At 61.4% G+C, this 17,948-nt stretch carries 16 protein-coding genes and 5 tRNA genes; 10 read left to right on the top strand and 11 right to left on the bottom strand.

Annotated features, from left to right (window positions below; all coding sequences use genetic code 11):
- Positions 1-129 precede the first annotated feature (129 nt).
- The 3 genes from Q0562_RS07860 to Q0562_RS07850 form a co-directional block, all read right to left on the bottom strand.
- Positions 130-846 carry a UDP-2,3-diacylglucosamine diphosphatase gene (locus Q0562_RS07860; RefSeq protein WP_298643257.1) on the bottom strand — a complete coding sequence of 239 codons (717 nt, stop codon included), beginning with the start codon at positions 844-846 and terminating at the stop codon, positions 130-132.
- Positions 847-908: 62 nt separating this feature from the next.
- A complete protein-coding gene (locus tag Q0562_RS07855) occupies positions 909-1,400 on the bottom strand; it encodes a peptidylprolyl isomerase (RefSeq protein ID WP_298643256.1) in 492 nt (163 codons plus the stop codon).
- On the bottom strand, positions 1,397-1,972 hold the full coding sequence (locus Q0562_RS07850) for a peptidylprolyl isomerase (RefSeq protein WP_298643254.1): 576 nt from the start codon (positions 1,970-1,972) through the stop codon (positions 1,397-1,399). Before Q0562_RS07850 ends, Q0562_RS07855 begins: the two co-directional genes overlap by 4 nt.
- A 67-nt stretch (positions 1,973-2,039) precedes the next feature.
- Here Q0562_RS07850 and cysS point away from each other — a divergent pair, with 67 nt between their 5' ends.
- The 4 genes from cysS to hemW are packed head-to-tail and all read left to right on the top strand — an operon-like array spanning position 2,040 to position 6,641.
- Positions 2,040-3,395 carry a cysteine--tRNA ligase gene (gene cysS / locus Q0562_RS07845; RefSeq protein WP_298643252.1) on the top strand — a complete coding sequence of 452 codons (1,356 nt, stop codon included), beginning with the start codon at positions 2,040-2,042 and terminating at the stop codon, positions 3,393-3,395.
- A gap of 15 nt (positions 3,396-3,410) precedes the next feature.
- Positions 3,411-4,937, top strand: coding sequence for a site-specific DNA-methyltransferase (locus tag Q0562_RS07840; RefSeq protein ID WP_298643251.1), 1,527 nt, complete (start codon positions 3,411-3,413; stop codon positions 4,935-4,937).
- A gap of 1 nt (position 4,938) precedes the next feature.
- Positions 4,939-5,511, top strand: coding sequence for a hypothetical protein (locus Q0562_RS07835; protein WP_298643249.1), 573 nt, complete (start codon positions 4,939-4,941; stop codon positions 5,509-5,511).
- Positions 5,508-6,641, top strand: coding sequence for a radical SAM family heme chaperone HemW (hemW, locus tag Q0562_RS07830; RefSeq protein ID WP_298643247.1), 1,134 nt, complete (start codon positions 5,508-5,510; stop codon positions 6,639-6,641). Before Q0562_RS07835 ends, hemW begins: the two co-directional genes overlap by 4 nt.
- A 113-nt stretch (positions 6,642-6,754) precedes the next feature.
- Here the strand turns inward: hemW and Q0562_RS07825 are convergent, their stop codons facing one another.
- Positions 6,755-7,207: a MerR family DNA-binding protein gene (locus tag Q0562_RS07825; RefSeq protein ID WP_298643245.1), complete on the bottom strand. Its 453-nt coding sequence runs from the start codon at positions 7,205-7,207 to the stop codon at positions 6,755-6,757.
- Positions 7,208-7,305: 98 nt separating this feature from the next.
- On the opposite strand from Q0562_RS07825, the gene Q0562_RS07820 reads away from it, so the two are divergent.
- The 3 genes from Q0562_RS07820 (at position 7,306) to Q0562_RS07810 (ending at position 10,937) form a co-directional block, all read left to right on the top strand.
- Positions 7,306-7,515 carry a heavy-metal-associated domain-containing protein gene (locus Q0562_RS07820; protein WP_298643243.1) on the top strand — a complete coding sequence of 70 codons (210 nt, stop codon included), beginning with the start codon at positions 7,306-7,308 and terminating at the stop codon, positions 7,513-7,515.
- A 95-nt stretch (positions 7,516-7,610) separates the two neighbouring features.
- Complete coding sequence (locus Q0562_RS07815) at positions 7,611-9,764, top strand: heavy metal translocating P-type ATPase (protein ID WP_298643241.1); 2,154 nt, start codon at positions 7,611-7,613, stop codon at positions 9,762-9,764.
- A gap of 75 nt (positions 9,765-9,839) precedes the next feature.
- Entirely contained in the window at positions 9,840-10,937 is a 1,098-nt protein-coding gene (locus tag Q0562_RS07810) for a 5-methyltetrahydropteroyltriglutamate--homocysteine S-methyltransferase (protein ID WP_298643239.1), read from the top strand.
- A gap of 312 nt (positions 10,938-11,249) precedes the next feature.
- Here the strand turns inward: Q0562_RS07810 and Q0562_RS07805 are convergent.
- The 7 genes from Q0562_RS07805 to gltX all read right to left on the bottom strand — a co-directional run bounded on the left by Q0562_RS07805 (position 11,250) and on the right by gltX (position 14,637).
- Positions 11,250-11,325, bottom strand: a tRNA-Asn gene (locus Q0562_RS07805).
- A 30-nt stretch (positions 11,326-11,355) separates the two neighbouring features.
- Positions 11,356-11,431: transfer RNA gene (locus Q0562_RS07800), tRNA-Asn, on the bottom strand.
- 75 nt (positions 11,432-11,506) lie between these two features.
- Positions 11,507-12,724, bottom strand: coding sequence for a pyridoxal phosphate-dependent aminotransferase (locus Q0562_RS07795; RefSeq protein ID WP_298643238.1), 1,218 nt, complete (start codon positions 12,722-12,724; stop codon positions 11,507-11,509).
- A gap of 146 nt (positions 12,725-12,870) precedes the next feature.
- Positions 12,871-12,946: transfer RNA gene (locus Q0562_RS07790), tRNA-Glu, on the bottom strand.
- 53 nt (positions 12,947-12,999) lie between these two features.
- A tRNA-Glu gene (locus Q0562_RS07785) sits at positions 13,000-13,075 on the bottom strand.
- A gap of 3 nt (positions 13,076-13,078) precedes the next feature.
- Positions 13,079-13,154 (bottom strand) — tRNA-Ala (locus tag Q0562_RS07780).
- Positions 13,155-13,233: 79 nt separating this feature from the next.
- Positions 13,234-14,637, bottom strand: a complete 1,404-nt coding sequence (gene gltX / locus Q0562_RS07775) for a glutamate--tRNA ligase (protein ID WP_298643236.1) — start codon at positions 14,635-14,637, stop codon at positions 13,234-13,236.
- Positions 14,638-14,741: 104 nt separating this feature from the next.
- Here gltX and glnA point away from each other — a divergent pair, with 104 nt between their 5' ends.
- From glnA to Q0562_RS07760, 3 genes are all read left to right on the top strand, one after another.
- Positions 14,742-16,145 carry a type I glutamate--ammonia ligase gene (gene glnA / locus Q0562_RS07770; protein WP_298643234.1) on the top strand — a complete coding sequence of 468 codons (1,404 nt, stop codon included), beginning with the start codon at positions 14,742-14,744 and terminating at the stop codon, positions 16,143-16,145.
- Between the two features lie 53 nt (positions 16,146-16,198).
- The gene (locus tag Q0562_RS07765; protein ID WP_298643232.1) at positions 16,199-16,909 is read left to right on the top strand and encodes a phospholipase D family protein; all 711 of its coding nucleotides are present in this window, start codon (positions 16,199-16,201) and stop codon (positions 16,907-16,909) included.
- A 156-nt stretch (positions 16,910-17,065) separates the two neighbouring features.
- Complete coding sequence (locus tag Q0562_RS07760; RefSeq protein WP_298643230.1) at positions 17,066-17,815, top strand: carbohydrate-binding family 9-like protein; 750 nt, start codon at positions 17,066-17,068, stop codon at positions 17,813-17,815.
- The last annotated feature ends 133 nt before the right edge of the window (positions 17,816-17,948 follow it).

Below are 17,948 nucleotides of genomic sequence, written 5' to 3'. Positions count from 1 at the left end.
CGCCAAGCGGGATAAAACCTGACCCCGCCAAGCGGGATAAAACCTGACCCCGCCAAGCGGGATAAAACCTGACCCCGCCAAGCGGCGTGTACTGGGCTCGTCAGGCAAGATCAGGTCTATTTGAAACGACTATAACGGCGGCAGGCTGGCGCTGTCGATGAGGCGGAAGCCGTCCGCGTCGTGGCAGAGGATTTGCCCATGCGGGTGCCAGTCGCCGAGGACATACACGGTTTTGCCGTCCGGCAGCGGGTGCACGGCGGGGCGGTGGGTGTGGCCGTGGATGAGGATTTCTGCCTGGTGTTCTTGCAGGACGCGGCGGATGGCGGCGGGATTGGTGTCGGTGATGCGCGGCGTTTTGCGGCGGGTGCGCTCGCGGCTTTGCCCGCGCAGTTTTTCGGCGATGGCGCGGCGCCAGCGCGCGGGCAGGCGGTAGTAGAGGCGTTGCAGGTAGCGACAGCGCAGGATGCGGCGCAGGCGTTGGTAGCCGTGATCATCGGTGCAGAGCAGGTCGCCGTGTTCGATGAGGACGGTTTTGCCGCCGAGGCTCAGGCGGTGGCGTTCGGGCAGGATGGTCATGTGCGCCGCGCGCGCGTAGGCGTCGCCGAGGAGGAAGTCGCGGTTGCCGTGCTGGTAGTAAACGGGGCAGGGCAGGGCGGCGAGGGCGGCGGCGGTGTCCTGTTGCAGGGGGGTGGTGAGGTCGTCGCCGAGGTAGTAGTCGAAGAGGTCGCCGAGGATGTACACGGCGGCGGCATCGCGGGCGAGGGCGGCGAGGGTGGCGCGGAAGGCGGCGGTGATGCCGGGCCGCTCGGCGCTGAGGTGGATGTCGGCGAGGAAGTATTCCGCCACGGGGGTTCCGGTGGATGCCAATGAAAAAGGGGCGGGCTGATGCCCGCCCTGCGTCGGGGTGTTTAGAGGATTTCCGTCTTCTCAATCACCACGTCTTCCAGCGGCACGTCTCTGTGCATACCGCTGCGGCCAGTTTTGACTGTGGCGATTTTATCGACGATGTCCATGCCGGCGACGACCTTGCCGAAGACGGCGTAGCCCCAGCCGGCGTTGGTCTTGCTGGTGTGGTTGAGGAAGTGGTTGTCCACGAGGTTGATGAAGAACTGTGCCGAGGCGGAGTGCGGGTCGCTGGTGCGCGCCATGGCGAGGGTGCCGCGCGCGTTTTTCAGGCCGTTGTCGGCTTCGTTGGCAATCGGGGCGCGGGTTTGCTTTTCTTTCATGCCGCTTGCCATGCCGCCGCCCTGAATCATGAAGCCGGGGATGACGCGGTGGAAAATGGTGCCGTTGTAGAAGCCGTCTTCCGCGTATTGCTGGAAATTTTGCGCGGTGGCGGGGGCTTTGTCGAAGTCGAGTTCGATGTCGATGTTGCCGTGGTTGGTGATGAACCGGATCATTTGCGTTTGGCCTCTTTGCTTTTTTCGGGAAGGATTTCAACGGATTCGATGGTAACGGCCTCTTGCGGCACGTTGGCATGCGGCGGGCGTTTCACCGTCGGCACTTTGGCGATGGCATCCACCACATTCATGCCGTCGGTGACTTTGCCGAAGACGGCGTAGCCGTAGCTGTCCGCACCGCCGGGGTTCAGGGCGTCGTTATCGACGAGGTTGATGAAGAACTGCGAGGTGGCGGAATGCGGGTTGCTGGTGCGCGCCATGGCGATGGTGCCGCGCGCGTTTTTCAGGCCGTTGTGCGCTTCGTTGGCGATCGGCTCGCGCGCCGGTTTCTCCTGCAAGTCGGCGGTGTGGCCGCCGCCCTGGATCATGAAGCCGGGGATGACGCGGTGGAAGATGGTGCCGTTGTAAAAGCCGTCTTCGGCGTAGCGGCGGAAATTGGCGACGGTGGCGGGGGCCTTGTCTTCATCAAGCTCGACGGTGATGTCGCCCTTTGAGGTGTGGATGACGGCGGTCGGCGTGGCGAAAGCGCTGCCGACGGCAAAAAAAGCGAGGCAAAGTAGCCGTTTGGTCATGGGTTTTTCCTTAGGTTTCAAGGGGCGTTTATACTAACAAACTTTACAATCCGGGAAACACAGCACCATGAGCGCATTACAGATTTACAACAGCCTCAGCCGCCAGAAAGAACCCTTCCACCCGCTGCACGCAGGGAAAATCGGCATGTACGTCTGCGGCATGACCGTGTACGACTACTGCCACATCGGCCATGCGCGCGTGATGGTCGTTTTCGACACCATCGCCCGCCACCTGCGCGCCCTCGGTTATGAGCTGCATTACGTGCGCAACATCACCGACATCGACGACAAAATCATCGCCCGCGCCGCCGCAAACGGCGAGCCCATCGCCGACCTCACCGAGCGCTTCACCGCCGCCATGCACGAAGACGAAGCAGCGCTAGGCTGCCTGCCGCCTGATGACGAGCCGCGCGCCACCGACGCCGTGCCCGGCATGATTGCCCTGATTGAAACGCTCATCAAAAAAGGCCACGCCTACGCGGCGGACAACGGTGACGTGTACTACGCCGTGCGCAGCTTCCCCGGCTACGGCAAACTCGCCAACCGCAGCCTCGACGACCTGCGCGCCGGCGAGCGCATCGCGGTGAACGAAGCGAAGAACGACCCGCTCGACTTCGTGCTGTGGAAAGCGGCGAAGCCGGGCGAACCCGCCTGGGACAGCCCCTGGGGCCAAGGCCGCCCCGGCTGGCACATCGAATGCTCGGTGATGAGCGCCGCCGCCCTCGGCGAACACTTCGACATCCACGGCGGCGGCATGGACCTCAAATTCCCGCACCACGAATGCGAAATCGCGCAAAGCGAAGGTGCTTGCGGCCACAAACACGTCAACTACTGGCTGCACAACGGCTTCGTGCAAATCAACGACGAAAAAATGAGCAAATCGCTCGGCAACTTCTTCACCGTGCGCGACGTGCTTAAGCACTACGACGGCGAAACCCTGCGCACCTTCATCCTCGCCAGCCACTATCGCGGCCCGCTCAATTACAGCGACGCCGCGCTCGATGAAGCGAAAAAAGCGCTGACCCGCCTCTACACCGCCCTCGACAAACAGCCGCCCGATGGCGCACCGGACACCGCCGCCGTCGCCGCCTTTGAAGCAGCGATGAACGACGACATCAATACACCGAAAGCCTTCGCCGTCCTCTTCGACCTCGCGCGGCGCATCAACAGCGGCGAAAAACACCTCGCCGCGACGTTGAAACAACTCGGCGATCGCCTCGGCATCCTGCAACAAGACCCCGCCGCCTACCTCAAAGGCGAAGGCAGTCTTGATGAAGCGACCATCGCCGCCCGCATCGCCGAAAGAAACGCCGCCAAAGCGGCGAAAGACTACGCCCGCGCCGACGCCATCCGTGCCGAACTCGCCGCGCAGGGCATCATCCTCAAAGACACCGCGCACGGCACCGAGTGGCGCTATGAATAACCCCGCCCGCCGCCCATGATGACGGGACACGACAACCCTGCGCTGGCGAAAATCGCCGCCCTCTTCCCGCACTGCATCCGCGAAAGCCGCGACGCGCACGGCCACGCCGCGCCCGCCGTGGATCTCGACCTGCTGCGCCGGGAACTGGCGGGCGCGTTCATCGAAGACACGGCGGAGCGCTACCACCTCGACTGGCCGGGCAAGCGCGCCGCCCTGCGCGCCGCCGCCGCCCCGCCTGCGTACCGCCTCTGCCCCTGCCCGACGGAAAGCGTCGATTTTGCGCGCACCGGCAACCTCTTCATCGAAGGCGACAACCTCGACGCGCTGAAACTGTTGCAGGCGGATTACGCCGGGCGGGTGAAAATGATCTACATCGACCCGCCGTACAACACCGGCAACGACTTCATCTACAACGACAACTTCGCCGAAAGCCGGCACGCCTACCGCCGCCGCCTCCGCCGGCGGACGGGCGACGCCCACGAACACGACGGCCGCCTGCACGCCAACTGGCTGACCATGATGTACAGCCGCCTGAAAATGGCGCGGCCCCTGCTCGCCGACGACGGCGTCCTCTTCATCTCCATCAGCGAAAAAGAACTGGCCAACCTGAAACTCATCGCCGACGAACTCTTCGGCGCCGCCAACTTCATCGAACTCTTCAGCTGGCAGAAAACGACGACCCCGGCCAACCTCTCCCGCAAAACCAAAAAAACCTGCGAATACATCCTCGCCTACCAGAAAAAGGCAGACGTGCCGCTGTGGGGCACGGTGAAAGCGGCGAAAAGCAGCAACGGCCTGATGAACCAGAGCAACGCCGTCGGCCGCCTCGTCTTCCCCGCCTACCTCACCCGCACCGGACTGCCCGACGGCACCTACCCGGCGGGGATGTACGGCACCCGCGCCTACGACATCGCGCTGGAACAGGCAACCGCCGTCAAGGGCGGCGTCTTCACCCGCCCGGTACACCTGCGCGGCAAATTCAAGTGGACGCAGCCCTATCTGGACGCGCAACTGCGCGCCGGGGTGCAAGTCTTCATCCAGAGCCGCGCCTTCTCGCCGTCTTACGAAAAAGCCGCCTACGCGGCGGAAAAAAGCTGGAACCTGCTCAACCGCGACTGCGGCGTCGGCACCAACGAAAACGCGAGCAGCGAGCTGGACAAACTCTTTACCCCGAACTTCTCCGACAAACTCTACCCCAAGCCGCTCTCGCTCCTGCGCTACCTCATCAACACCAACGTCGGCAAAGACGGCCTCATCCTCGACTTCTTCGCCGGCTCGGCGACCACGGCGCACGCGGTGATGGAACTGAATGCCGCCGACGGCGGCAACCGCCGCTTCATCATGGTGCAACTGGCAGAACGGACGCCGCACCACTCCGCCGCCGGCCAGGCGGGCTACCGCACCATCGCCGACATCGGCAAAGAACGCCTGCGCCGCGCCGCCGCTGCCATCCGCCAGACTGCCGCCGCCGACGGACAGCCACTGCCCGCCAACTGGGACGGCGGCTTCCGTGTGCTGAAAATCGGCGACGGGGAGACATAACATGCTCCTCATCGGCCGCGACAACGGCTTCCGCTTCGCCGCCCATTGGCGCTACGCGCAGAGCAAGGCGGCAGCAATGCTGGCGCAGCAACTCTATTCCCGCTTCGGCTACGACGACGAGCTGCGGCTGGAAAAAGCCGCCATCGGCTGCCTCGGCGAAGCGGCCTTCCGCCATTTCCTGCACAGCCAGCGCATCCCGTTTCAAGAAGACACGACCGATTTCAGCCGGGCGCGCAGCGACGCCTTCGACGTCGCCATTCACGGCAAAACCATCGACGTCAAAGTGGCGAAAAAATCCACCCCCAACCTGCCCAACGATCACTGGACCTACGGCTACCCGCAGGAACAACATCCCGCCAGCAAAAATTACGTTGTGGTCGGCCTCGTCGATTTCACCCTCGGCCTCGTCGCCTTTTACGGCTGGATCAGCGGTGCGCAGATCAGCCGCTACCCCGTCGTCACCCAAAACAGCTACGCCAAATTCCCTTACGAAACCCCCAACCACGAATTCCGCTACGGCGACATGAATAAAGACTTCGCCCAACTCTTCCGCCTGTGTGCCGCCACACCATGAACCCCATTCCGCAAAGCCTCTACATCCACATCCCGTGGTGTGTGCGCAAATGTCCGTACTGCGACTTCAACTCACACGCCCTGCGCGGGCAGATCGATGAAACGGCCTACATCCGCCACCTGCTCGCCGACTTCGCCGCCGATTACGACGGCCGCCCCATCTACTCCATCTTCATCGGCGGCGGCACGCCGAGCCTGTTGAGCGGCGCGGCGGTTGGCAGCCTGCTGGACGGCATCGCCCGCCTCGCCCCGCTTGCCGCCGATTGCGAAATCACCCTGGAAGCCAATCCCGGCACCTTCGAGCAAGAAAAATTCGCCGCTTACCGTGCGGCGGGCGTGAACCGCCTCTCCATCGGTGTGCAGAGCTTTGCCGATGCGCAGTTGCAGGCGCTGGGGCGCATCCACAGCAGTGCCGAAGCGGTGCGCGCCGTTACCCTCGCGCGGCAGGCGGGCTTTGCCCGCATCAACCTGGATGTGATGTTTGCCCTGCCCGGGCAGGACGTCGCCGGCGCGCTGGATGACCTGCGCCAGGCCATTGCCCTCGCCCCGGAGCATATCAGCTGGTACCAACTCACCCTGGAACCGAATACCGCGTTCTACGCCAACCCGCCCGTCCTCCCCGACAGCGACACACAAATCGACATCTACGAAGCGGGCAGCGCCCTCTTGACGGCGGGTGGCTACCGCCAGTATGAAACCTCGGCCTGGCGTGCGGGCGAACCCTGCCGCCACAACCTCAACTACTGGCAATACGGCGATTACCTCGGCATCGGCGCAGGCGCGCACGGCAAACAGACGCGGGACGGCATCATCACCCGCCGCAGCAAATACCGCGCCCCGGCGGCGTACCAAAAAGCGGCGGGAACGGGCGGGAACCCGTATAGCGACCAGCAGCTTACCGTCGCCCGCGACGAACAGGCCTTTGAATTCATGATGAACGCCCTGCGCCTGAAAGACGGCGTGCCGACCGCCTGCCTGACGGAACGCACCGCCCTCAGCCTCGACGACCTCCGCCCGACGCTGGACAAACTCGTGGCGCAAGGCCTGCTGGAAGCGGATATTGACCAGCGCCTGCAAACCACCGCGCGCGGTTTCGCCCTGCTCAACAACGTGCTGGATGCGTTTCTGTGAGGCCCGTCCCGGCAAGCAAGCTGCCTGCTTCTGCTTGCCGCTATGCCAATGCCGGGAAATAACACGGCGTGCGCGGGGCAGGCTCCCGCCTGCCAATCGCGGTGGCGGGCAGATTATTTGGGGGTATTCCCGTTTCCGGGCGATTCAACAACAAGCGCCGCCCCGCCCGCATCGGCACCTTCCCGCTGCAAACCGTCGAGAATCGCGCAATCGGGAGCGGCATCGCCGTGGCAGGCGTCGTGCCAGCGCTGCAATTCCGCCACCATCGCCTGCAAGGTGTCTATTCGCGCGCGCAGGGCGGCGATGTGCGCGGCGGTAAGCGCCTTCACTTCGCCCGCGTGCCGCCCGGGGTTTTCCTGCAAACGCAGCAGGGTGGCGATGTCGTGCAGGGAGAAGCCGACGGCGCGCGCGTGGCGGATGAAATGCAGGCGGGCGAGGTCGGCGCTGTCGTAGTTGCGGTAGCCGGCGGCGCTGCGCGCGGCGGGGGCGAGCAGGCCGCGTTTTTCGTAATCGCGGATTTGTTTGGCGGAAAGGCCGCTGGCGCGGGCGGCATCGCTGATATGCATAGGGTTGACCTTCTCTGTGGGTAAAGGTTTATAGTGCCGCCCGACGCGGGTACCCACAAGCGCGCGTTTCTTTTTCCTTCTGATTTAGCGAGGTTTTTATGCAACATATCACTTTGAATATCGACGGCATGACCTGCAACGGCTGCGTGGCAAGCGTGACGAAAATCCTGCAAGGCGTGGACGGCGTGGCAAGCGCGGCGGTGAGCCTCGCCGACAAGCGCGCCGAGGTGGCGTTCGATGCGGCGAAGACCAGTGTTGACGCGCTGATTGCCGCCGTGGAAGACGGCGGTTACGACGCCTCCCTGTAAAGAGACGCCCCGCCGCCCGGCGGGGTTTTTTCTGCTTGACCCTGACCCTGCGTCAAGCCCCAAGATGCGCCCAACCATTCACAGAGGAACATTCCATGCAACAAAAAATCCGCTTCCAGATCGAAGGCATGACCTGTCAGGCCTGCGCTTCGCGCATCGAGAAGGTGCTGAATAAAAAAGATTTCGTCGCATCGGCGGGGGTGAATTTCGCCAGCGAGGAGGCGCAGGTGGTGTTTGACGACGGCAAGGCGTCCGCCGCCGACATCGTCAAAATCATTGAGAAAACCGGCTACGGCGCGCGGGAAAAAACGGAAGACGCGCTGCCGCAGCCCGAAGAAACCGTACACATCGGCTGGCGGCTGTGGCTGCTCTTTGCCATCAACGTCCCGTTTCTCATCGGCATGGCGGGGATGATGGTCGGCAGACACGATTGGATGCTGCCGCCTTTGTGGCAGTTTGCGCTGGCGAGCGTGGTGCAACTGTGGCTCGCCGTGCCGTTTTACAAAAGCGCGTGGGCGAGCATCCGGGGCGGGCTCGCCAACATGGATGTGCTGGTCAGCATCGGCACCGGCGCGATTTACCTCTATTCCGCCGCCATGCTCTTCCTCGCGCCGCACGGCGGCCACGCGCACGGACAAATCTACTTCGAGGCGGGGGTGATGGTCATCGGCTTCGTCTCGCTGGGCAAATATCTCGAACACCGCACCAAGAAATCCAGCCTGAACAGCCTCGGCCTCCTGCTCAAACTCACCCCGCAGCAGGTTACGGTCGAGCGCGGCGGCGTCTGGCAAACCCTGCCGCTGTATCAGGTGCAAATCGGCGACCGCATCCGCGCCAACCACGGCGAGCGCATCGCCGCCGACGGCATAGTGGAAAGCGGCAGCGGCTGGGCGGATGAAAGCCACCTCACCGGCGAATCGCGGCCTGAGGCGAAGGAAGCGGGCAGCCGCGTGTTGGCGGGCGCGCTGATGAACGACGGCAGCATCATCTACCGCGCCACCCAGCTCGGCAGCCAAACGCTGCTGGGCGACATGATGAACGCGCTCGCCGAAGCGCAGGGCAGCAAGGCACCGATTGCGCGCATCGCCGACAAAGTCGCCGCCGTTTTCGTGCCGGCCGTCGTCGCCATCGCCTGCGCCACCTTCATCCTCACCTGGCTGATACAGGGCGACTGGACGCGCGCCTTGATGCATGCCGTCGCCGTCCTCGTCATCGCCTGCCCCTGCGCCCTCGGCCTCGCCACCCCCGCCGCCATCATGGTCGGCATGGGCAAAGCGGTGCAGCGCGGCATCCGCTACAAGGACGCCGCCGCGATGGAGGCCGCCGCGCACGTCAACGCCGTCGTCCTCGACAAAACCGGCACCCTGACCGAGGGAAAACTCGACATTGTTGCCGAGTACGCCCCCGCCGGCGACGCGGACAACCTCTACCGCCTCGCCGCCGCCGTCGAACAGCACGCCGCACACCCGCTCGCCCGCGCCATCATCCGGGCGGCGCAAGCGCGCGGCCTCGACCTGCCGGCCACCCTGGATGCCAAAACCGACGCCGGCGCGGGCATCCGCGCGCAGATTGCCGACGTCGGCACGGTCAAAGTCGGCAAACCCGACTACTGCGGCCTCACTCTGCCGGCCGACCTCGGCACCGTCTGGCAGACGGCCAGCACCGTCGCCGTCGCCGTGGACGGGCGCCCGCTTGGTGCCTTCGCCCTCGCCGACACCCCGAAAGCCGACAGCGCCGCCGCCATTGCCCGCCTGCACGCGCACGGCATCGCCACCTACATCATGAGCGGCGACACGCAAAGCACCGTCAGCCACATCGCCGCGCAACTCGGCATCACCCACGCCAGCGGCAACATGAGTCCGCGCGACAAAGCCGCCGCCGTGCAGGCGCTCAAAGGCGAAGGGAAAGTGGTGGCGATGGTCGGCGACGGCATCAACGACGCGCCCGCCCTCGCCGCCGCCGATGTCAGCTTCGCCATGCAGGGCGGCGCGGATGTCGCCGCGCATACCGCCTCGGCCACCCTGATGCAGCACAGCGTCAACCAGCTGGTGGACGCACTGCTCATCAGCCGCGCCACCCTGAAAAACATCAAACAAAACCTGTTTTTCGCCTTCATCTACAACGTGCTGGGCATCCCGCTCGCTGCGCTCGGCTACCTCAACCCCATCATCGCGGGGGCGGCGATGGCGTTGAGTTCCGTGTCGGTGCTGGGCAACGCGATGCGGCTGAAACGGGCAAAGATTGACTGATGGGGGAAAGCCCGTTTGCACAATCCCGCCACAACCCGCTAGCATGACGCCCCCACTTCCATTAAGGATTGCCTCATGCACAAAACCCTCCCCCTGCACGCCGACACCGTCGGCAGCTATCTGCGTACCGCCGCCCTCAAACAGGCCCGCGCCGACTTCGCCGCCGGCAACATCAGCCGCGACGCGCTCACCCGCGTGGAAGACCGGGAAATCGCCAAGCTGGTGCAAGACCAGCTCGACGCCGGCATCCAGGTGCTCACCGACGGCGAATTCCGCCGCTCCTGGTGGCACATCGACTTCCTCGAAAACCTCAACGGCATCGAAGGCTTCATCCCCGAACAGGCCTACGCCTTCAAAGACACCGAAGTCCGCAAATACAACACCCGCTGCAACGGCAAAGTATCGTGGAATCCGGAACATCCGTTTATCCGGCACTATCAAGCGCTGGCCGAAATCGTCGGCGGTCGCGGCATCGTCAAGTACACCATCCCCAGCCCCAACCAGCTGATGTATCCCTTCATCTGGGACACCGGCGTGTATGCAAGCAAACAGGCCTTTGCCGAAGACGTGCGCCAAACCTACCGGGACGCCATCCGCGCCTTTTACGACGCAGGCTGCCGCTACCTGCAAATCGACGACGTCTATTGGGGCACGCTGTGCAACAACTACGGCAAGCCCGATTTCGACTTTGCCGATAGCAAACGCTACGCACTGGAAAACGTACAGGCCATCCTCGCCGGCAAACCCGCCGACATGACCATCACCACCCACATCTGCCGGGGCAACTACAAATCGTCTTATCTTTTGAGCGGTGCCTACGACCCCGTCGCCCCCGAACTTTTCGGGCAAACCGCGTATGACGGCTATTTCCTCGAATACGACACCGACCGCGCCGGCGGCTTTGAGCCTTTGAAATATTTCAACGACAACCCGCACAAAGGCCGCATAGTCCTGGGGCTGATCACTTCCAAATTCCCCGCACTGGAAGACAAGGCCGCCGTGAAAGCGCGCATCGCCGAAGCCGCCAAAATCGTGCCGCTTGAACAACTCGCCCTGAGCCCGCAATGCGGTTTTGCCTCCACCGAAGAAGGCAACATCATGACCGAAGCGCAGCAATGGGCGAAAGTGCGGCTGGTGGAAGAAATCGCCAAAGAAGTGTGGGGCGAAGACTGATGCACACAAAAACAGCAGGTTCGACCTGCTGTTTGCTTTTCCGGGAGGGAGTCATGAACAGCTGTATGCTCAACATCCCCACCTGCCGATATCCCGCAGCCTTCCAAAAAGCCGTCGAACTGCACTTGGTGAATAGCAGTTTTTATGGGTGCCCGGTCAGGCGAGCCAACAACACCGCATCATTTCTGTTTGAAACGACTATAAGCACCTATTCTTCTTGCCGTTACCGCCGCCCCGGCGCGGTTCAACTATAAACAAGGAAAGCGGGCAATAAAAATCGCCGCATGAAGCGGCGATGACGATATGTCCGTGTGGCTCCCCGAGACGGGCTCGAACCGCCGACCCAGTGATTAACAGTCACTTGCTCTACCGACTGAGCTATCGGGGAATCAGGAAATTGAAGGTGTGTATGAAAATATGGCTCCCCGAGACGGGCTCGAACCGCCGACCCAGTGATTAACAGTCACTTGCTCTACCGACTGAGCTATCGGGGAATACATTCAAGGCGGCGCATTCTAAGCAGCACGCCGTTTAGCGTCAAGCAGGTGTTCGCCTATTTTCTCAATAAGCTATTTTTGCTGGTAAATTTTCAGGAATGCCGCCAGTTTGTCCAAGGCGGCGCTGAGGTCGTCCTTGTATTGCAGGAAGACGATGCGGAAATGATCGGGAGCGTGCCAGTTGAAGGCGCGACCGTGTACCAGCAGGATTTGTTTGCTGCGCAAGAGGTCAAGAATGAAGCGTTCGTCGTTGTGAATGCCGAAGCGTTTGGCATCTATTTTGACGAAGCCGTACAACGCGCCCATCGGCTTGACCATGGTCAGCCCCGAAATCTCGCTGATTTTTTCGTAGGCGAGATCGCGCTGTTCGCGCAGGCGTCCGCCGGGGCGGGTGAGATCGTAAATGCTCTGGTAGCCGCCGAGAGCGGTCTGGATGGTGTATTGCGCGGGAACGTTGGCGCAGAGGCGCATGGAGGAGAGCATTTCCAGACCTTCAATATAGCCTTTTGCCATCGCCAGATTGCCGGAGAGGATCATCCAGCCGGAGCGGAACCCCGCTGCCCGGTAAGCTTTGGACAGGCCGTTCAGGGTGACACAGAGGGTGTTTTCCACCAGCGTCGCGGTCGGGGTATGTTTGGCATCTTCGTAGAGGATTTTGTCGTAGATTTCGTCAGAGAAAATGACCAGGCCGTGTTCTTCGGCTATCGCCACGATTTCACGCAGGATTTCCGGGCTGTACACCGCTCCGGTCGGGTTGTTGGGGTTGATGATGACGATGGCTTTGGTATTGGCGTTCACTTTGGCACGGATGTCGTCCACCGCCGGGTTCCAGCCGTTTGCTTCGTCGCACAGGTAGTGCACCGCCCGTCCACCGGCAAGATTGACCGCTGCTGTCCACAGCGGGTAGTCGGGCATCGGGATCAGGACTTCGTCACCGCTGTCCAGCAATGCCTGCATCGCCATCACGATAAGCTCGGAGACGCCGTTGCCGAGGATGATGTCATCAACGGTTACGCCTTTGACGCCGAGTCGTTGTGTCTCGTGCATGATGGCCTTGCGTGCGGCGAAGACACCTTTGGATTCGCTGTATCCTTGCGCTTTGGCGAGATTGGCAATCAGGTCTTCGCGCACTTCATCGGGGGCGTTGAAGCCAAAAGGCGCAGGGTTGCCGATGTTGAGTTTGATGATGTCGTAGCCTTGGCGTTCCATCCGCACCGCTTCTGCCAGAACGGGGCCGCGAATGTCGTAACAAACATTGTCCAGCTTGTGCGATTTGCCGATTTTGCGCATGGTGTCTCCGAAGGTGATGCAAGGACGCGGGTCGCGTCGGAAGCGCGTCAATATACGCTTCCACCGGTTCTTCGGCAATGTGGTTTGAGCGGCAGGAAACGGGCAATAAAAAACACGCCTGTGCGTGCTTCGTGAATGGGGCAGTCTGGCATCCCCAAGGGGATTCGAACCCCTGTTACCGCCGTGAAAGGGCGATGTCCTAGGCCTCTAGACGATGGGGACAGAATGTGATGGAAACTACCGGATTGAGATACCCGAAATGATGCAATGCCGATTGGCATCCCCAAGGGGATTCGAACCCCTGTTACCGCCGTGAAAGGGCGATGTCCTAGGCCTCTAGACGATGGGGACATTTGGTGGAGCTAAGCGGGATCGAACCGCTGACCTCCTGCATGCCATGCAGGCGCTCTCCCAGCTGAGCTATAGCCCCGTATTCGGGAAGGCGCGCATTCTAGCAGAAAGCGCGCCTTCGTCAACGGTTCGTTTGCGTCCCTTGCGGGAAATTTTGTTCACCCCTGATTTTGCGTGATATATTCCGCTGCGAATTGCAGGCGGCGCAGGATTTCCGCCTGATCAAGCAGCGACAGGGTCACGGCTAAATCGGGTGATGGTGCGCCGCCGGTAACGGCGAGGCGTGCGGGTTGCCCAACTTTACCGAAGCCGACGCCGTTGGCTGCCACGCAGGTGGCGACGGCATCATGCAACGCCTCTTCGTTCACCACCGTCAAGGCGGCGATGCGTGCTTGCAAATCCTGCAACAGCCGCACCGTATCCGCGCCTTTGAACGCTTTTTTCGCCACATCCGGCGGGAACGATTGCGGCGCCTGGAACAGCCACGCCATGTTTTCCGCCATTTCCTTCAAGGTTTTGGCGCGTTCCTGATAATGCGGGATGGCGCGCAACAGTACCGCTTCATCCGGCGTGATGCCGAGCGGGGTGAAGTGCGGCAACAACTGCGGCAGCAAAGCGGCGGGCGTGACCGCCTTCATATAATGCTGGTTCAGCCAGCGCAGCTTTTCCGTATTGAAGGTGGATGCGGCGCTGTGCACGTCCTCGATGCTGAAAAACTGCAACATCTCGTCCATGCTGAAAATCTCCTGATCACCATGCGCCCAGCCGAGGCGGACCAGATAATTCAGAATGGCCGGCGGCAGATACCCCTCGCGGCGATAATCCAGCACATTCGTCGCCCCATGCCGCTTGGACAGCCGCTTGCCGTCGTCGCCGAGAATCATCGGCACGTGGGCGAAATCCGGCACGTCATAACCCAGCGCGCGGTACAGATTTATCTGCTTCGGCGTATTGCTGACATGATCCTCGCCGCGAATCACCAGCGAAACCTTCGCTTCCGCATCATCAACGACCACGCAGAAATTGTACGTCGGTGCGCCGTCCGAGCGGCGGATAACCCAATCATCCAGCTCGCTGTTGTTGACCGTCACCACGCCGCGCACCTTGTCCTGCCAGGTCACGCTGCCTTCCGTCGGATTCTTGAAACGCACCGCCGGCGTCACGCCCGGCACCGGTTCGCCGCCGTCGCGGTATTTGCCGTTGTACCGCTGCGGCAGTCCCAGCCGTTTCTGCTCCTCGCGCATCGCTTCCAGCTCTTCCGGCGTACACCAGCAATAATATGCCTGCCCGCGCGCAATCATCCCGTCGATAATCGCGTTGTACGCGTCAAAACGCTGGCTCTGATAGACAATCTCGCCGTCATGATGCAGGCCGAGCCAGTTCAGCCCGTCGAGAATCACCTGCGTGGATGCCTCGGTCGAACGTTCGCGGTCCGTATCCTCGATACGCAGGCGGAACGTGCCCTGATGCTGGCGGGCATGCAGCCAGCAATACAATGCCGTGCGTACCCCGCCGATATGCAAATCACCGGTCGGGCTGGGGGCAAAACGCGTCACAACCATAAAAACCTCACAAAAAAACAGAAAACAAGCGCCATTGTAGCGCACCCCACCCGGGGCGGATTCATGCATAATACCGCGCTTCATCACAACCGGAGCCCAAAGCCATGACCCCCAGCGACATCCTCGACCTCATCCGTGACGAAAACATCAAATACCTCGACCTGCGCATCACCGACAGCAAAGGCAAAGAACACCACGTCTCCTACCCTGCCGACATTGATGAAGACTTCTTCGAAGAAGGCAAAATGTTCGACGGCTCCTCCTTCCCCGGCTGGAAAGGCATCCACAACAGCGACATGATCCTCATGCCCGATCCGGCAACCGCCTACATCGACCCCTTCTACGCCGAAAAAACCCTGAACATCACCTGCGACATCATCGAGCCGGACACCATGCAGGGCTACGCCCGCGACCCGCGCTCGCTTGCCCGCCGCGCCGAAGCCTACCTCAAATCCACCGGCCTGGCCGATGCCGCCTATTTCGGCCCCGAAAATGAATTTTTCGTCTTCGACGAAATGAAATACCAGACGAGCATGCACAAAGTCATGTTTGAAATCGTCAGCGAAGAAGGCATCTGGAACAGCGCCGCCGACCTGCCGAGCGGCAACAGCGGACACCGCCCGAACATCAAAGGCGGCTACTTCCCCGTCGCCCCGGTCGATTCCCTGCACGACCTGCGCACCGAAATGTGCGAACTGCTGACCCAAGTCGGCCAGACCGTCGAAGTCCAGCACCACGAAGTCGCGACCGGGCAATGTGAAATCGGCGTGCGCTACAACACCCTGGTGCGCAAAGCCGACGAAGTCCAGCAACTCAAATACATCATCCACAACGTCGCCTACGCCGCCGGCAAAACCGCGACCTTCATGCCCAAACCGCTGGTTGGCGACAACGGCTCTGGCATGCACGTCCACATCTCGCTCTACAAAGACGGCAAAAACCTTTTCAGCGGCGACGGCTACGGCGGCCTTACCGACATGGCGCTCTACTTCATCGGCGGCATCATCAAACACGCCCGCGCCCTCAATGCCTTCACCAACCCGTCGATCAACAGCTACAAACGCCTCGTGCCGCACTTCGAAGCGCCGATCATGCTCGCCTACTCCGCGCGCAACCGCTCCGCCTCCATCCGCATCCCCTACATCACCAACCCGAAAGCGCGGCGCATCGAAATCCGCTTCCCGGATTCCACCGCCAACCCCTACCTCGCCTTCGCCGCGCTGCTGATGGCGGGCCTTGACGGCATCAAAAACAAACTGCACCCGGGCGAGGCGATGGACAAAGACCTCTACGACCTGCCGCCGGAAGAAGCGGACAACATCCCGCAAGTCGCCTTCTCGCTGGAAGAAGCGCTGAACGCCCTCGAAGCGGACAACGCCTTCCTCAAACAGGGCGATGTCTTCAACGACGACCTGCTCGACGGCTACATCGAACTCAAACGTCAGGAAGTCGAGCGGATGCGCCTGCAAGTACACCCGCTCGAATTTGAGCTCTATTACAGCTGCTGACCGCATCACCGCCTGCCGCCCGGCGGCAGGCGGACAACACAAGGACGCCCCACATGACAAAATTCCTCAACACCAGCGCGACCACCTACTACCTCGAAGAACTCATCAAAAACAGCCGCGAGCGCCTTTACCTCATCAGCCCCTACCTCAAACTGAACGACCGCATCAAAGAACTGCTGGAAGACAAAGACCGGATGAAGATAGACATCCGCATCGTCTATGGCAAAAGCGAGCTACAACCGGCGGAAGTCAACTGGCTGAAGAATCTGCACTACATCCGCACCAGCTACTGCCACAACCTGCACGCCAAATGCTACATCAGCGAAAACGCCTGCATCATCACCAGCCTGAACCTGTATGAATTCAGCCAGGTCAACAACAACGAAATGGGCATATACATCGAACGCGACGACGGCCCGCTCTACCAGGATGCCTACGCCGAGGCTCAACGCATCATCCGCATCAGTGACGAAGTCAAAATCACACTGGATGTCATCGAAAAAACAGAAAACGGACAAACCGCTGCCACTGACGAGGAGCCTGCGGATACCGCCTACCTGACCACCAGCAAACTTGCCGAGAAAACAGGCATCAGCAGCAAAGACTGCAACCGCAAACTGTGCGAACAAGGGCTGCAAGAAGAAAAAGAAGCGATGGGCAAAAAACACTACGTCCTCACCGAGAAAGGCAAAGTGGCGGGTGGCATCGTCAAAAAAGGCAGATTCGGCCTGTTCATCCTTTGGCCGCAAGAACTGACGCTCTAAGACCTCAAATCCTCTGAAAGCAGAGAAAACCCTCCCTGTGGGAAACATTTTTTGTCACGCGCGAAGGGAAAGTGGTTAACCGCCCGCGCCAAGCGTCCTATAATCCACCCGCTGCCCCGTCTGGGGCACCTTCCCATCTCTTACCAGGAGAACCGCATGAATCCGAACTACCGTTACCTGCTTGCCGCCGCCCTGCTCGGCGGCAGTACCGCTTGGGCGGCGCACACCCCGGTGATCAGCCCGAATTACGGCATGACGCAATACGACGTGGTGAAGCGCGGTGATGTCGTTACCATTGACGGCAAAGCCGATGAAGACATCTGGGCGCAGATCCCGGCGCTCGCCGGCAGTTTCCACTACCCCTGGGCGGCGAAAGAAGCGCCGCCGACGGTCTTCAAGGCATTCAGCAATGGTGAAAACCTCTATTTCAGCTTTGCCGTCAGCGACAAACAGGTACTGGCCAGCGAGCACTGGCGCGACGAAAACACCGTGGATGGCGAGGACCGGGTCGAGCTTTTCTTCGCAGGTGAACCGATTGACCGCCCGGGCGAAGACGGCATGAGTCGCTACTACGCCATAGAAATCGATTCCCAGGGGCGGGTGCACGACTACGCCATCGACTACTACCGCAAATTCGACAGCAGCTGGAACCTGCCGGGGCTGGAAAGCAAAGCCGAACTGACGGCGAGCGGCTACAGCGTTGAGGGCAAAATCCCGCTGCAAACCCTGCAAGACCTGAAACTGCTGCGCGACGGCACCATGCGCACCGGTGTTTTCCGCGCCGAATTCTCGCCGAGCGGCGGCGCGGAACCGCTGATGGAGTGGATTTCATGGGTCAACCCGAACACGCCGCAACCGGATTTCCATGTGGACAGCGCCTTCGGCATCTTCCGCTTCCTGCCATAACGGCGAACAGCATAAAAAACGGGCGCGAAGCCCGTTTTTTAGGGGCTGTTGACATTCGACTTGCGCAGCGGATTTTTGCGGCAGAAACGGCAGATGTAAGGCAAAAAGCGCAGTAAGGTTGGATACCTTGCGA

Origin of the sequence: uncultured Cardiobacterium sp., from assembly GCF_938028825.1 — a bacterium.
Lineage (GTDB): Bacteria > Pseudomonadota > Gammaproteobacteria > Cardiobacteriales > Cardiobacteriaceae > Cardiobacterium.
Note: the sequence above shows the minus strand (reverse complement) of the source record. Positions and strands in the feature narration are given on the sequence as shown.

Bases quoted from the DNA above. Each gene is read 5' to 3' on its own strand.
- Q0562_RS07810 (WP_298643239.1), top strand. From the start codon at position 9,840: ATGCACAAAACCCTCCCCCTGCACGCCGACACCGTCGGCAGCTATCTG.
- Q0562_RS07825 (WP_298643245.1), bottom strand. From the start codon at position 7,207: ATGCATATCAGCGATGCCGCCCGCGCCAGCGGCCTTTCCGCCAAACAA.
- Q0562_RS07835 (WP_298643249.1), top strand. From the start codon at position 4,939: ATGCTCCTCATCGGCCGCGACAACGGCTTCCGCTTCGCCGCCCATTGG.
- Q0562_RS07850 (WP_298643254.1), bottom strand. From the start codon at position 1,972: ATGACCAAACGGCTACTTTGCCTCGCTTTTTTTGCCGTCGGCAGCGCT.
- Q0562_RS07815 (WP_298643241.1), top strand. From the start codon at position 7,611: ATGCAACAAAAAATCCGCTTCCAGATCGAAGGCATGACCTGTCAGGCC.
- Q0562_RS07760 (WP_298643230.1), top strand. From the start codon at position 17,066: ATGAATCCGAACTACCGTTACCTGCTTGCCGCCGCCCTGCTCGGCGGC.
- Q0562_RS07820 (WP_298643243.1), top strand. From the start codon at position 7,306: ATGCAACATATCACTTTGAATATCGACGGCATGACCTGCAACGGCTGC.
- cysS (WP_298643252.1), top strand. From the start codon at position 2,040: ATGAGCGCATTACAGATTTACAACAGCCTCAGCCGCCAGAAAGAACCC.
- Q0562_RS07855 (WP_298643256.1), bottom strand. From the start codon at position 1,400: ATGATCCGGTTCATCACCAACCACGGCAACATCGACATCGAACTCGAC.
- hemW (WP_298643247.1), top strand. From the start codon at position 5,508: ATGAACCCCATTCCGCAAAGCCTCTACATCCACATCCCGTGGTGTGTG.
- Q0562_RS07765 (WP_298643232.1), top strand. From the start codon at position 16,199: ATGACAAAATTCCTCAACACCAGCGCGACCACCTACTACCTCGAAGAA.
- gltX (WP_298643236.1), bottom strand. From the start codon at position 14,637: ATGGTTGTGACGCGTTTTGCCCCCAGCCCGACCGGTGATTTGCATATC.
- Q0562_RS07795 (WP_298643238.1), bottom strand. From the start codon at position 12,724: ATGCGCAAAATCGGCAAATCGCACAAGCTGGACAATGTTTGTTACGAC.
- Q0562_RS07840 (WP_298643251.1), top strand. From the start codon at position 3,411: ATGATGACGGGACACGACAACCCTGCGCTGGCGAAAATCGCCGCCCTC.
- glnA (WP_298643234.1), top strand. From the start codon at position 14,742: ATGACCCCCAGCGACATCCTCGACCTCATCCGTGACGAAAACATCAAA.